Origin of the sequence: Sneathiella sp. (assembly GCF_047631475.1) — a bacterium.
In the GTDB taxonomy this organism is placed as follows: Bacteria; Pseudomonadota; Alphaproteobacteria; order Sneathiellales; family Sneathiellaceae; genus Sneathiella.
The window spans coordinates 25,601-39,668 of record NZ_JBLHZT010000009.1; the positions used below are offsets into that span (position 1 = coordinate 25,601).

The window sequence follows — 14,068 nt, forward strand, 5'->3', positions numbered from 1 at the left end:
GCAGGGAGATAAAAAAAATGTACGATTATATTGTCGTCGGAAGTGGATCAGGAGGATCCGTTGTCGCAAGCCGACTGTCAGAGGATCCATCAGCAAAAGTCTGTCTTTTGGAGGCCGGTGGTCCAGACAAAAGCATTTTAATTCACGCCCCCATCGGAACCGCGGTCATGCTGCCAAGAAAAATCAACAACTGGGCGTTTGAAACCGTACCGCAGCCTGGACTGAATAACCGAAAAGGATATCAGCCTCGAGGGAAAACGCTGGGGGGCTCCAGTTCTATTAATGCCATGCTCTATGTGCGGGGCCATCAATGGGATTATGATCATTGGGCCAGCCTCGGCAATGAAGGATGGTCCTATAAAGAGGTTCTTCCCTATTTTAAAAAGGCTGAGAATAATGAACGGGGTGAGGATGAGTACCACGGGATCGGCGGCCCTCTAAACGTTGCCAATTTAACCTCTCCCATGAAAATCGGGGATGTCTTCATGGATGCGGCAAAAGAGCTGCAACTCCCAATCAATCACGATTTTAACGGGAATACACAGGAAGGGGTCGGCCCCTATCAAACCACCCAGAAAAATGGAGAAAGATGGAGTGCTGCCAAAGGGTATCTGACCCCTATCCTAAACCGCCCTAATTTGGATGTTATCACCCATGCGACAGCGTCAAAAATTCTGTTTGAAGGAAAAAAAGCTGTGGGCATTCAATATCTTCAGGATGGTCAGGCTAAAGAAGTAAAAGCTGCAAAGGAAGTGATCCTGTGCGGCGGTGCTTTTGCAACGCCACAACTTCTGCTTCTATCTGGTGTCGGACCTGAAAAGGCCATTAAACCGTTCGGCATTGATATGGTTCACGAACTACCGGGGGTGGGAGAAAACCTACAGGATCATATCGACTATGTCAGTTCCTACCGATCCGATTCAGAAGATGTTCTTGGGATCAATCTGAAGGGTGTAACCAAAGTCATTAAAGCGATCTTCGAATGGCGTAAACAACGAACAGGCTTGATAACAACGCCGTTTGCCGAAATAGGGGCTTTTCTGAAAACCAGCCCGGAAAAAGAGATCCCCGACTATCAGCTACATATGGTTATCGGGATGCTGGATGATCATGCCCGCAAAACAAATCTAGGCGGTGGTTTCAGTTGTCACTGTTGTGTTTTACGTCCCAAGAGCCGGGGAACAGTCGGTCTCAATAATACCAATCCGCTTTCTGCGCCCCGTATTGACCCAAATTTTCTGGATCATGAAGACGATGTTAAAACACTGCTGGAGGGGGTTAAGGGCATGGAACGCATCCTGCACGCCCCTGCCTTTGATGCATATCGTGGGGAGCCTCTCTACCCTGTAGATCTCGACGATGATGAAGCCATTATTGAAGCAATACGAAATAAAGCGGATACGGTTTATCACCCGGTTGGTACCTGCAAGATGGGAACTGACGGCATGGCTGTCGTCGATGCGGAATTAAAAGTCCGTGGGCTTGACGGATTAAGGATTGCCGACGCGTCAATTATGCCAACCCTCATCGGCGGCAATACCAACGCACCGACCATCATGATCGGAGAAAAAGCGTCTGACATGATAAAAGCGGAGGCGGGCAAGGCAACAATAGCGGCCTGATACACGGACAACACAGAAGGCCAACAGACGGGCATTATTGCTCGTCTGTTGCCAATCGAACCTTGACCCGGGACAGGCAAGTCCTTCTAATAAGATTGAATTTTAGGCTCTTCAAGGCACGCAACGTATGTTCTTACAACTTTTTTCCGGAACTGTTTTAATCATTCTTTGTGTAATCAATCATGCCTTATGTCTTGAGCTGTTGCTGAGAAGAGTCAAAAGTCGCGGGCCGAGATGGGATCTGAAGTATCCGGTTTTTGGTCATGTTGTGATCATGATCGTCGTTGTATTGGGGTTGTTTATTGCCCATACAATCGAAGCCTGGATCTGGGCCGCCTTCTATCATCTGGTCGGCGAGACAACCTCCATGTCAGAAGCAGTTTATTTCTCCACCGTGACTTTCACAACGCTTGGTTATGGGGATGTTATTCTATCTGAAACCTGGCAATTAACGGCCTCATTGCAGGCCGTAAGCGGCATCCTTCTTTTTGGATGGAGCACGGCGTTTCTGGTGAATGTGAGAGGGTTCTTCTGGCGCAAACATGGCATGATGCAGCCACTGTCTCGCGACGATTAAAAAACCCTGCAAGAATTGCTCTTGCAGGGTTTGTATTTCGAAAGAAAAAAAATTAGCCGTCCACGCGATGAACAACCTGTTGAGGGAAAGGAATTGTAATACCCTCTTTGTCGAAACCTTCTTTAAATGCTTTTGTCAGATCAAACTTCAAAGGCCAGTAATCGCTCCCTTTACACCAGACGCGCACTGTAAAGTTTACAGATGAGTCCGCAAGCTCTGCCACAGCGATCATCGGCGCAGGATCTTTCATGCTCCGGGCGTCGGCAGCGATGATCGCATGCATGACACTCATCGCCTTATCCATATCGTCCTCATAAGCAATACCCATGATCAGATCGACGCGGCGTGTATCGTGGAAACTGAAGTTCTTGATCGCACTTCCCCAAACACTGGCGTTGGGCAGAATAATCTGAACATTGTCCGGTGTTGAAAGCTCTGTCACAAAAAGGCCGACAGCTTTTACCGTCCCACCATGGCCCGCGGCTTCAACATAATCGCCAACCCGTAACGGACGAAAGAACAGGAGCATCACGCCGCCAGCAACATTGGAAAGCGTACCCTGCAATGCCAAGCCAATCGCCAGACCTGCGGCACCCAAAACAGCGATCAAACTTGCTGTCTGAACACCAAACTGGGCCAGAACAAGCAGGATTGTCACGATTAGAATGGACATCCGAACTAAGCTGCACAGGAAATTAATGACAGTCGGGTCAACACCGCGCTTGGTCAACACGTTCAGAAGGGTTTTGGGTACCCTCTTTGACACGATGTTGCCAATGATCAGGATGACAATCGCACCCAGGACTTCCAATCCATACGTCGTGACAATTGCCAGGACGTCTTGCATGAGTTCTTCCAGGTTCAGATTTTCCATCATATTACCCCTCTCCCCTATCTTGTCGTAAATTATCTCTTCTCTTATATTCTTTCAGCGTCTCATTTGACTGTCTACGAGATTTTGAAAAAACTGATGTTCTAGTCTGCATAATTTTTGTCATAGTCCGCAGCAACTCCGTAATACGGGTCTTCCAACACAGATATTTCGACGAGATTACGCGCTTTATGAAGAAGTGCCTGACAGTCTTTGCTCAAATGGCGAAGATGCAGTTTCTTGCCCGCATTTGTGTATTTTTCAGCAAGCGAGTCAATGGACTGCAAACCTGAATGATCAACCACGCGTGAGTTTTTAAAATCGATGATAACGTCGTCTGGATCATTTTTCGGATCAAAAAGTTCCTGAAAACTGGCGACAGAACCAAAAAACAATGGCCCTTCCAGTTCATAGACTTTACTGCCCTCTTTATTGATGCTGGTTCGGACGTGTATCTTTTTTGCGCTTTCCCAAGCGTAAACCAAGGCAGACACGATAACACCGGCGACAACAGCAACAGCAAGATCACTGACCACTGTAATCGCGGACACCAAAACAAGAACGAAGGCGTCTGACAACGGGATTTTATTGATAATTCTGAAACTGGACCAGGCAAAAGTGCCGATCACAACCATGAACATAACACCGACCAGCGCGGCCAATGGAATTTGCTCAATCAATGGAGAGGCAAATAGGATAAAGCACAAGAGGAACAGCGCCGCAGAAATACCGGATAACCGTTTCCGTCCGCCTGACGTCACATTAATCATACTCTGACCGATCATCGCACAACCACCCATGCCACCGAAAAAGCCGGTTACTGTGTTGGCAACACCCTGGGCCACGCATTCCTTACTGGCACCGCCATGGGTTTCCGTAATCTCTGCAACCAAATTCAAAGTCAAAAGACTTTCAATCAGCCCAATTGCCGCCAGGATCAAAGAATATGGCAGAATGATCCAAAGTGTTTCCAATGTCAGCGGGATCATTGGAATGTGAAAATCTGGCAAGCCACCTGCAATCGAAGCCAGATCACCAACAGTACTCACATCAAGGTTCAAACCGATAACAAGAAAGGAAACCGCGCCAATGCCGATCAAAGGTGCCGGGATGGCCTTGGTCAGTTTAGGCATAAAGAATATGATCGCCATTGTAAGGGCAACGAGACCCAGCATTGTATATAGCGGTGTCCCGGATAACCACTCCAATGCACCGTCTTCGCCAACCACTTTGAATTGACCAAGCTGAGCAAGAAAAATAACAATCGCAAGGCCGTTCACAAAACCCAACATCACAGGATGCGGAACCATTCTGATAAACTTACCAAGGCGGAAGATGCCCGCAAGGATCTGAAGGATCCCCATCAGAACAACCGCACCAAACAGATATTCAACACCGTGCTGTGCGACAAGGCTTACCATAACAACTGCCAACGCGCCGGTTGCACCGGAAATCATACCCGGACGGCCACCGATCAAGGCTGTAATTAACCCTACAATAAAGGCAGCATACAAACCCACAAGTGGATGAACACCCGCAACAAAGGCGAATGCCACGGCTTCTGGAACCAAAGCCAGTGCCACAGTCAAACCTGACAAAAGTTCAGTTTTTGTGCGGCCAAAGATGGTTTCGCCGCCCCCTGCTTTTAATCCAGTCGTTTTCACGTCCACGTCGTTTACCTCGGCTGACACAATAAAAAAAGCGCACAGAAATATGTGCGCTGCAACATAAAGACCGATGTTCTATAGGAAAATGAGATTTTTAGCCAGTATTTTAATGAATATCAGACACGCGAAAATCACATAATGCCGACTGCGCCGCCCTCAAAACCAATAAAAAACCGCAAAAAACTGCCATTAGGAAGGATTAACGTGCTTTTTCTGCAAATTGGGTGAACCAAATGACCGCTTGACTTTACATCTAAAAACCATCATACGGCTGTTGCGCTTGGATAAGGCGCTTATTTCGAGGTTCTTATTTTAAGAGCCCGATCACATTATCAGGTTTAGTGAACAGTATTTCCGCGGCATCGTTCACGCCGCTGCTGGTTTGATTGTCCTTTTTCAAGACTGTCAGGGCCAGGTTGGGAAACACGGTTCCCGCCTTTTTGGCTTTAAAAATGCTTGGCTCTTGTCAGGCATCGTCTGTTAAAAGGACAGAATTGATGACAGTATTTTCGGATCTCAACTTAGTTGGGCCCCTTCTTCGTGCCGTGGAAAAACAGGGCTTCGACACACCAACCCCTATTCAAAGTTCAGCAATCCCTCACCTGCTTGACAAAAAAGACCTGATGGGCATTGCTCAGACAGGCGGCGGAAAGACAGCGGCCTTTGTATTGCCGTTACTGCAGAACCTGTCTCACGAACGCGTTCGCCCAAAGCCAAACAAACCTTCGGCCATTATTCTTGCGCCAACCCGCGAATTAGCCGGCCAGATTGCAAAAAGCATTCAGCTTTTCACACGTGGCATCAAATTATTCCATACAGTTGTCTATGGCGGAGCCCCATACGGCCCTCAATTACAACAGCTTAGCCGGGGCGTGGACATTCTTGTCGCAACACCAGGGCGCCTGATGGATCATATGAAGCGCGGGACAGTGCAACTGGACAATGTTCAGACCTTCATCCTGGATGAAGCTGACAGAATGCTGGATATGGGCTTTATTGATGACGTCACAGAAATTGCCGGGAAGCTTCCCGAAAATCATCAAACCGTCATGTTCTCGGCGACCATGAGCCCACAAATCAAACATTTGTCCAAAGAACTGCTTAATGATCCGGTTTATGTTGAAGCCCCACGCGAAACCGTCGTTGCCGGAACGATTGACCATTCTGTCTTGATGGTCAGCTATCAGCACAAAAAAGACCTGCTAATGCACCTTCTTGCCCAAGAAGGGAAAGAGCGGGTCATAGTTTTCGTTCGGACTAAAGCAACAACCGAAGCCCTGGCTGCTGATATTGAAGCTGAACTGGAAGGGGTTAAAGCCTCCGCCATCCACGGTGACATGCAGCAACGTGCCAGAGAGCGTACATTACGCGCATTTAAAAATGGGCGTTTCTCAATTTTGGTTGCAACAGATGTTGCAGCACGCGGTATCGATGTCAATGGCATTACCCATGTCATTAACTACGATTTACCGATGGAACCAGAGAATTACGTCCACCGCGTTGGCAGAACAGGTCGAGCCGGCGCGAAAGGAATTGCAATTTCATTGTGCGAACAGAGGGAAAGAAACCTCCTGCGCAATGTGGAGAAAGCTATTGAGCAACAAGTCAGAGTTGACAACGATCACCCCTTCCCGATGCCGGAACAAAAAAAGAAAAAGCATCGTCCAGGAGGATCTACCAAAAAAACGTTCGGAAAGGGGCCGAAAGCCTTCTCAAAGAACAAGGGTAAGCCAGGATTTAAGAATGCCAAACGGACCGGTGGAAAACCGAATGGAGCTCCTGGAAGAGCAGATGCTCGGCGTGCGAAACTTAAACGCGCCAGTTAAGCATTAATTTCAGAAGCGTTTATGAAATACCATTGACGCTTCTTTCCAACAAAGTCATCCTGACGTCGAGACGACAGGATGACTTTTTTTATGCCTCAATACCAAATCGAAAATTTAGATATCGCGGCGCTTTATCAATCTTACCCACAGAATGTGCGCCACCAGCTTTTGTCTATCAGGCATACAATTTTTGAACTTTCGGACAGCTCAGATGAGATCGGGGATATTCATGAAACTCTAAAATGGGGCTATCCAAGTTACGAAACAAAGCGACCTAAAACGGGGACGCCAATTCGCCTGCAATGGCTGCCAAAAAAATCACAATATGGTGTTTTTGTTCATTGCCAAACAGATCTTATCGCGCGCTTTCGACAAGACCATCCGGAACAGGAAGTTGATAAAAACCGGGGGATCCTGTTTTCTGAAAAGGCAGACTGTCCAAAGGAAACAATTCAAAATTTCCTGTATCAGGCACTGACCTATCACAAAAGCAAAGACAATCACTTGTCCCTTAAATAACCCAGATTTTGGCGGAGTATTGAACGGGCCTGCTGCACCCGTTTACGGGCATTGTCATTAGAAATATTAAGGGCTGCGGCAATATCATCATATTCCTCACCTTTGACCAGACGCATGACCAAAGGAACCTTCAGTTTTTCCGGCAACTCCTTAATCGCACCAACAAGACATCGTCCCAGTTCTGAATTTAACAATTCAGCCTCAGGTGTCAGTTCCACATTTTCAACAGTACTGGTATCGATTTCGACAATCTCTTTAATTTTATCACCCAGCCGCGACCTTCTTTTGTTGGCACGATGAATGTCGATACAGATATTATGTAAAAGCCGTGCGAACCAAGCCCTTTCGTTGGTAATCTGAGCCGCATTCTCCTTATATTTCTCAAATGCTCTCAATGTCGCGACACTAAGGGCATCCTCAGCGTCCGATGCACTGACATTCATCCAGATCAGACTAAGGCGCCTTAAATATTCACGGTGATTGTTCCAAGCCGTCCAGAAACAGGGGCCGTCTTCAATATTTGATCCTGCGTCCAACCCGGTTTCGATTTCCACAACCAAGGCAACCGCAGGCACCACAGCCCCCGGTAAGTTTATATTTTCGTCTTCAAACTTACCGAATTTTCGAACTGATGATTGAGAGTGGCTCTTGGAAGGATTGACTGAAGCAGATTGACCGAGATTACAGGACACAACAAGGATCTCCTCAACAAAATTATATCCTTAAAGTTGAATAACTTTCTTTAAAGATGCGTATAAGTTTCGTTTAGTAGACTTAAGTTGTGAAATGCACTTTTAAAGTGCTTTTTTATATTTAATTACCCTTATAAATTATTTTCAAATAAAATAAAGTAACTTACAGTTAAAAACAATAAATTTTACAAAATACCCGTGTATTTTTTCCATTGATTAAGTAAAAAATTCCAATAAGTATTTTTTATTTTGAGGCGTTTAAATAATGGTAGAGTCAAATTCATCAAACAATGATCTAAATAGAAACTTTTCTTCTATCAGGACTAATGAAGTTACAGAATCAGTTATTGCTCTAAACCAAATTGTATTAGGCAGTGCGGCACCAACGGCAATGGCCGGCATTCAGATTGCCATGGCCCACGCGAACGGGGTTGGTGCACAAAATCTGGTGGCCTGCCAGCAGCATCTTAACATTATGGGGGCAGCGGCGGTTGCCGCAGGAACAGGCACCATGCTGTGGGAAGGACTGACCCGCAACGTCGATAATATCACCATCAATGATCGCCTGAAATACTGGCAGGAACTTATGACAATTGCGACCGGCGCCGCGGCTCCTGCGGCAAAGGAAGACGCGGATAAAAACACAGGAACAGAGGAAGAAGCTTAACCGGGTTATCAAATCCTGAATAATTTTTCTTATTCCACTTAACGACTGGAAGTTAGTATTATGTCCGATGAAAACGATAAGAAGTCAAAAACAAAACCCATGCCTTTTTCCCTCGGAAACACAGAAGAATCCCCTTCTTTTGCGATGGGCCTTTTATATCAGTTTGCAGCGCACTCCTCTGGCCTTGCCTTGGAAAATGCGACAATCAACGCGAATGTGCTGAATAGTGTGAGCACCGCAAACGGGGCCGCACTTTCAGCGCTTAAAAACGCTGAAGCGGCTGTGTTAAGTTCTCAGAAAACCACAATTGGGGAATCCTATAACGCCCAAACGGCTGCCATCACACAGGCCCTGAATTCCCAGACGAATACCGCCGTCACAGGTTTGAACGCTGTCTCCAATGCAGGAGCGACAGCCCTTGCAGCGCAAACAAGCCAGGAAATCGCGGGCATTACAGCCGATGCCATCGCCGCAACGGCTGTTGCGATGGATAGCATCGTCAAGAAAATGGGGGGGTAAGGGTCCCTAAGTCAGGATGATCGGGGCACCTTTGGTAATGATCAATGTATGTTCATATTGTGCTGACGGTGCCCCATCGATTGTCAGAAGCGTCCAACCATCCTCGCCTTCCCGATACTCACCAACACCGGGGGTCAAAAAGGGCTCAATCGTGATAACCAGCCCTTCCTGAAGCGATTTTCTGGCACTGGCTTGAAACCGATTATGAACTTCCGGGGGTTCGTGAATATTGCGCCCCACACCATGCCCGACAAGACCGTCAATAATCTCGAACCCGCCATTTATTGCCGTTTGCTCGACCGCTCGGCCAATAGCATTAATTGGCTGGCCCGCTTTTGCAGCACCGATCCCCGCGTTCAGGGCCTTTTTGGTTGTGTCACACAATTTTTGCAGATGGGTATCAATTTTCCCGACAGCCATGGATCTACCAGAATCTGCCCAATATCCCTTTCTTTCTGCAGAAACGTCAATATTCACCAATTCCCCTTCTTGCAGAATTCGAGGTCCGGGAATGCCATGAGCCGCTTCATCAGCAACACTTATACAACTGTAACCGGGAAAATTATAGGCAAGCTTGGGGGCTGAACGCGCGCCATGAAGAGATAAAAGTTCTCCGACTTTTTGGTCAAGTTCCAGAGTACTGACACCAGGCCGAACCAGTGTTTCCATTTCATCCAGAATAATTCGAATTATTCTTCCGATTTCCTTCAGACCTTTAAAGTCCTGATCTGTCCGCGCAATCATTTTATTATTTGCCACATCTCTTTGTATGTCATTCAACGCATTGATATTTTTGAGAATTTTCTAAAATCATCGTAGCATCTGAATGCGATTTTTCGCATAAAAAAAAAGAAAATGCCTCATTTCTTTCACATTTTCTCAAAAATAACCGTCTTTCCGCTGTCGAATGAGAAACATTTCGCATTCAGTTTAATCTGAATAACAAAGGAAAACGGCATGGCGAAGGATACACCCGTAAACAGTCAAATTACCGATGCAGTGAGCCAAAGTAATCTGACTGTCCTAGGAACAGCTCCCGCACAATCTATGGCGACCGCATATCAGGTTCTTGCCCAATCGATTGGCGTGGCCATGCAAAATGCCGTTTCCAACCAGCAGAATATGAACACGATTGATTCTGCCATTGTTTCTCAGGGCATCAGCCTTTTGTTCAATCTGGACGGAGCGGCTGACGCCAGTTCTGTAAAGAATGTCATCGTCAGCAACTCCGATGATGAAGTTCTTTCTACCCTGCAGGCGCTTCTCAGTGAACTGAAGGCTGCCAAAACACCGCCATCGGAATAACCCGCGACAGGTTCATCCTGATTTTCAATTTTTAGTTTAAGGAGTTACGAGAATGCCCGGCGATACACCAGTAAACAGCCAAATCACGGATTCAATTACCCAAGCAAACGTTACCAACCTTGCCGAAGCCCCCGCGGTTTCCATGGCCAATACCTACCAGGTCTTTGGTCAGGTCGTTGGTGCCAGCATGCAAAACGCGGTAGCCAACCAGCAGGGCGCTGCAACCATTGACCTTGCGGTCACAACCCAGGGCACAAGCGTTCTTTATAACCTTGGTGCGTCCACTGCGGCGAAAGCAACCTCAGAGGTTCTGTCAGGTAACCCGGTTGCAGAATCAATCACGGCTCTACAGGCCGCCGCAGCTGGATTTTAAGGGTAGCAACCAAGTTTAGATTATTTATTTAAAGGAGTGCCAACATGGCGGAGAATACGTGGATGAACAGCCAAGTCACAGATGCGGTCACGCAGTCCAATGTTAAAGTTCTGGGTGATGCCCCAGCGGAATCAATGGGTATGCTTTATCAGATGCTTGCACAAAGCACGGGTATGTCCATGCAGAACATGGTCGCAAACCAGCAGCATAAGAACTCTATCGATTCTGCTGTTGTAACAGGTGCCGTAACGGTTCTGTACACTCTGGATACGGCAACAACCGGCAAGGCAACACAGGAAATCCTGAGTGGCAGCCCGGTTGCCGAATCCATGGCATCCCTGAAGGGTGTTATGGCAGCGTTCAACAAACCTAACCCGAACTCACCAGCTTTTGGTTCTTAGATCGGTCTCCAACGGAGGTGGCCGCATGGCCACCTCCCTCTGAATCTCACAAATCGGACGATAACGACGTCTCGTTACTGTAATTCGGAAATCAATCGTCAAGGATGGACTCAAGATGACAACAAAAACTAGTGATGGCTCTGTAAAATCGGTGAACAGCCAGATAACCGATGCTGTGACCCAATCCAACATGATTGCCACAGGTATGTCTGCGGCTCACTCTATGGGCACGTTGTATCAGACGATCGCACAATCGATTGGAACATCTGCCCAAAACGCGGTGTCAAACCAGCAAAACGCCAACAGCGTGAATCTAGCGGCCTTGTCGCGGAACATCCAGTTGATCCTGCAAAATGCGCAACCAAAAACAATCGTGCAGCCCATTATCGTTCAGGCTCCGCCTGTTGAAACCAAATCAGCGACAAAAAGCTGAACCACTCTTTAAGAGACGCGCTCTCCTTCAGTATCCGGCAACAGGAGTAAGGGAATGACAGAAGAAAATTATGTAAACAGCCAAGTTACAGATGCTATTTCCCAAACAAGTATGAAAGTTGTCGGCGAAGCCCCCGCTGAAGCAGTTGGAATGCTCTATCAGCAGATGGCACATAGTATCGGTCTGGCCTTACAAAATGTCATTGCACAGCAGCAACATAGTTATTCCATTCATAACGCCATTACGCTGGCTGCATCCCGTCAATTGTTGACAACAGACCCTATGGCTGCGGCAAAAGCGTCTCAGGATCTAATCTCTGGTAGCGCCGTGACGGACAATCTTGCTGCCCTGCAGGCCGTCGTGAGCGAAATGAGTAAATAAGCGCTGGGCGACGCATCTGAAACGATGCCGGTTTGGCTCTTGAATAGTAATTTGTAACCGCGGAAAACCTGGCTCATGGAACGAAAGCATCACTCCCTGACAGAAATTTACGAAATTCTTCAACAAATAGAGGATGGCTTGCCAATTGACGTGGCGGCAGAGCAATTTGGAATCTCGAAAGCCACGCTCTATCGCTGGAAAAAGAAAGCTTTGGCCTCTGATAACACGGAGTTAAAAAAGCTGGCCCGGATCACGGACGAAAATAACCGCCTGAAAAATCTTCTCGCCGATGCTGCGCTTGAAATCCATGCTCTTAAAGAAAAATTGCAACAGACGCTTTAAGGCAGCCTAAAAACATTGCCTTCTTTCAGACCCCCTCTATAAAGGGGGTATGTCGAGTAAACCTACCCAGATATTGCAATCCGTTTTTGGTTATCCAGAATTTCGTGGCCAGCAAGAAGCCGTAATCGAGCACGCCCTCGCCCGCCGGGATGCCCTGGTTTTAATGCCGACAGGGGGTGGTAAATCCCTGTGCTATCAAGTTCCAGCCTTATGTATGGACGGCGTAACGATTGTTATCTCTCCCCTTATTGCACTTATGCAAAATCAGGTGGAGGCCCTTAAACAATTGGGTGTCGCGGCGGCAGCATTGAACTCGTCTCATGCCACGCAAGAACAACGTGCTGTTCTGGATGCCCTGAAAAACGGCGAATTGAAACTCCTTTACATTGCGCCTGAAAGGCTTTTCGCCAATGGATTTCTAGACTTTCTGGCTGGTTTGAACATTGCCCTTTTTGCCATTGATGAGGCACATTGTGTTTCCCAGTGGGGTCACGATTTCAGACCGGAATATCTTAGGCTGTCCGTGTTGCATGACCGTTTTCCAAACGTCCCCAGACTTGCACTGACAGCGACCGCAGACAGCCCGACACAAAAAGACATCATCGAACGATTAAATCTGCACTACGGAACCGTTTACAAATCTGGTTTTGACCGGCCGAACATTCAGTACCACCTGATTGAAAAAAAGAACGGTTTCTCGCAATTGCTGGACTTCATTCAGAACAATCATCCAGACGATGCCGGGATCATATATTGCCTGTCACGCAAGAAAGTAGAGACGGTCGCCGCCAAACTGCAAGAAAAAGGCTTTAGGGCTCTTCCTTATCATGCGGGCCTCTCCAACGAAATACGGGCGAAAAACCAGGAACGCTTCATTAAAGAAGAAGGCGTCATCGTTGTCGCAACAATTGCCTTTGGTATGGGGATTGATAAGCCGGATGTCCGCTATGTTGCCCATCTTGATCTACCCAAAAATCTTGAAGCCTATTATCAGGAAACAGGGCGGGCAGGCAGGGATGGATTGGCTGCGACAGCTTGGCTTGCATTTGGTCATCAGGACATTATTAAAATTCAACAGCTGTTAGGCGGAAACTCAACGCCCGAACAACAGAAGATTGAGCAGCAAAAATTCTCCTCGCTTCTTTATTATTGTGAAACGCTGGACTGTCGTCGGCGGGTTCTGCTGGACTATTTCGGCGAAACGCTTGAGGAAGATTGCGGAAATTGCGACAACTGCCTATTGCCCCCGGAAATTCAGGATGGCACTGAAGCCGCCCAAATGGCGCTATCATGCATCTATCGAACCGGACAGATATTTGGAAGCGGCCATATCATTGATGTTTTAATGGGTGCAGATACTGACAAAATCAAACGGGCCAAGCATGACAGCCTGCCTGTATATGGCAAAGGAACCTTTTATACCCGTCCAGAATGGCAAACCCTAATTCGGCAATTGCTCTCTTTGGCCTATATTTCTGCGGACACAGAAGGATATGGCAGCCTCTCTCTCAATGAGAAATGCAGAGCCCTTCTAAAGGGACAGGAAGTGTTCTCGGTGCGGAAATTTAGCCGGAACCGTAAAAAACAGAAGGTGAAATCCGAAATTACGCTGTCAACCGACGCTGACACCGCCCTTTTTCATCGCCTCAAAGCCCTCAGGCTGGATCTTGCAAAAAGTCAGAATATCCCGCCCTACGTTATCTTTCATGATCGAACGCTGATTGAAATAACAACCAACAAGCCGGCAAACCTGACCGAATTTGGCGAACTTGCCGGGGTCGGCGCTGTAAAAAAAGAAAAATACGGGCCTGTTTTTCTGGAACTTCTAAACAGCGAATAAAAAAACGCTTCCCAAACAAGGGAAACGTTTTTT

At 47.2% G+C, this 14,068-nt stretch carries 17 protein-coding genes; 13 read left to right on the forward strand and 4 right to left on the reverse strand.

Annotation, left to right across the window (positions count from 1 at the left end):
• The first annotated feature begins 17 nt into the window (after window positions 1-17).
• A complete protein-coding gene (locus ACJAYR_RS05515; RefSeq protein WP_415235671.1) occupies window positions 18-1,622 on the forward strand; it encodes a GMC family oxidoreductase in 1,605 nt (534 codons plus the stop codon).
• A 127-nt stretch (window positions 1,623-1,749) separates the two neighbouring features.
• Complete coding sequence (locus tag ACJAYR_RS05520) at window positions 1,750-2,199, forward strand: potassium channel family protein (RefSeq protein WP_415235672.1); 450 nt, start codon at window positions 1,750-1,752, stop codon at window positions 2,197-2,199.
• Between the two features lie 52 nt (window positions 2,200-2,251).
• Here ACJAYR_RS05520 and ACJAYR_RS05525 read toward each other — a convergent pair whose 3' ends face one another.
• Window positions 2,252-3,076 carry a mechanosensitive ion channel family protein gene (locus tag ACJAYR_RS05525; protein ID WP_415235673.1) on the reverse strand — a complete coding sequence of 275 codons (825 nt, stop codon included), beginning with the start codon at window positions 3,074-3,076 and terminating at the stop codon, window positions 2,252-2,254.
• A gap of 98 nt (window positions 3,077-3,174) precedes the next feature.
• Window positions 3,175-4,734 carry a SulP family inorganic anion transporter gene (locus tag ACJAYR_RS05530; protein WP_415235750.1) on the reverse strand — a complete coding sequence of 520 codons (1,560 nt, stop codon included), beginning with the start codon at window positions 4,732-4,734 and terminating at the stop codon, window positions 3,175-3,177.
• 500 nt (window positions 4,735-5,234) lie between these two features.
• Between ACJAYR_RS05530 and ACJAYR_RS05535 the strand changes: the two genes are divergently transcribed.
• A complete protein-coding gene (locus ACJAYR_RS05535; protein WP_415235674.1) occupies window positions 5,235-6,563 on the forward strand; it encodes a DEAD/DEAH box helicase in 1,329 nt (442 codons plus the stop codon).
• A 90-nt stretch (window positions 6,564-6,653) separates the two neighbouring features.
• Entirely contained in the window at window positions 6,654-7,082 is a 429-nt protein-coding gene (locus ACJAYR_RS05540; RefSeq protein ID WP_415235675.1) for a DUF1801 domain-containing protein, read from the forward strand.
• Here the strand turns inward: ACJAYR_RS05540 and ACJAYR_RS05545 are convergent.
• Window positions 7,064-7,774, reverse strand: a complete 711-nt coding sequence (locus tag ACJAYR_RS05545) for an RNA polymerase sigma factor (protein WP_415235676.1) — start codon at window positions 7,772-7,774, stop codon at window positions 7,064-7,066. The genes ACJAYR_RS05540 and ACJAYR_RS05545 overlap by 19 nt on opposite strands.
• Before the next feature lie 265 nt (window positions 7,775-8,039).
• Between ACJAYR_RS05545 and ACJAYR_RS05550 the strand changes: the two genes are divergently transcribed.
• Together ACJAYR_RS05550 and ACJAYR_RS05555 are read left to right on the forward strand one after the other, a co-directional pair.
• Complete coding sequence (locus ACJAYR_RS05550) at window positions 8,040-8,441, forward strand: RebB family R body protein (RefSeq protein WP_415235677.1); 402 nt, start codon at window positions 8,040-8,042, stop codon at window positions 8,439-8,441.
• Window positions 8,442-8,501: 60 nt separating this feature from the next.
• Window positions 8,502-8,960: a RebB family R body protein gene (locus tag ACJAYR_RS05555; RefSeq protein WP_415235678.1), complete on the forward strand. Its 459-nt coding sequence runs from the start codon at window positions 8,502-8,504 to the stop codon at window positions 8,958-8,960.
• A 6-nt stretch (window positions 8,961-8,966) separates the two neighbouring features.
• On the opposite strand, the gene map is transcribed toward ACJAYR_RS05555, so the two are convergent.
• Window positions 8,967-9,704 carry a type I methionyl aminopeptidase gene (gene map / locus ACJAYR_RS05560; protein ID WP_415235679.1) on the reverse strand — a complete coding sequence of 246 codons (738 nt, stop codon included), beginning with the start codon at window positions 9,702-9,704 and terminating at the stop codon, window positions 8,967-8,969.
• 213 nt (window positions 9,705-9,917) lie between these two features.
• Here map and ACJAYR_RS05565 point away from each other — a divergent pair, with 213 nt between their 5' ends.
• The 7 genes from ACJAYR_RS05565 to recQ all read left to right on the forward strand — a co-directional run bounded on the left by ACJAYR_RS05565 (window position 9,918) and on the right by recQ (window position 14,035).
• A complete protein-coding gene (locus ACJAYR_RS05565; RefSeq protein ID WP_415235680.1) occupies window positions 9,918-10,265 on the forward strand; it encodes a RebB family R body protein in 348 nt (115 codons plus the stop codon).
• Window positions 10,266-10,317: 52 nt separating this feature from the next.
• Window positions 10,318-10,638: a RebB family R body protein gene (locus ACJAYR_RS05570; protein WP_169545938.1), complete on the forward strand. Its 321-nt coding sequence runs from the start codon at window positions 10,318-10,320 to the stop codon at window positions 10,636-10,638.
• A 44-nt stretch (window positions 10,639-10,682) separates the two neighbouring features.
• Window positions 10,683-11,039 carry a RebB family R body protein gene (locus ACJAYR_RS05575; protein WP_169545939.1) on the forward strand — a complete coding sequence of 119 codons (357 nt, stop codon included), beginning with the start codon at window positions 10,683-10,685 and terminating at the stop codon, window positions 11,037-11,039.
• A gap of 115 nt (window positions 11,040-11,154) precedes the next feature.
• Entirely contained in the window at window positions 11,155-11,472 is a 318-nt protein-coding gene (locus tag ACJAYR_RS05580; protein WP_415235681.1) for a RebB family R body protein, read from the forward strand.
• A gap of 54 nt (window positions 11,473-11,526) precedes the next feature.
• Window positions 11,527-11,853 carry a RebB family R body protein gene (locus ACJAYR_RS05585; protein WP_169545941.1) on the forward strand — a complete coding sequence of 109 codons (327 nt, stop codon included), beginning with the start codon at window positions 11,527-11,529 and terminating at the stop codon, window positions 11,851-11,853.
• A 75-nt stretch (window positions 11,854-11,928) separates the two neighbouring features.
• On the forward strand, window positions 11,929-12,195 hold the full coding sequence (locus ACJAYR_RS05590) for a transposase (protein ID WP_169545942.1): 267 nt from the start codon (window positions 11,929-11,931) through the stop codon (window positions 12,193-12,195).
• A gap of 49 nt (window positions 12,196-12,244) precedes the next feature.
• The gene (gene recQ / locus ACJAYR_RS05595) at window positions 12,245-14,035 is read left to right on the forward strand and encodes a DNA helicase RecQ (protein WP_415235682.1); all 1,791 of its coding nucleotides are present in this window, start codon (window positions 12,245-12,247) and stop codon (window positions 14,033-14,035) included.
• Window positions 14,036-14,068 lie beyond the last annotated feature (33 nt).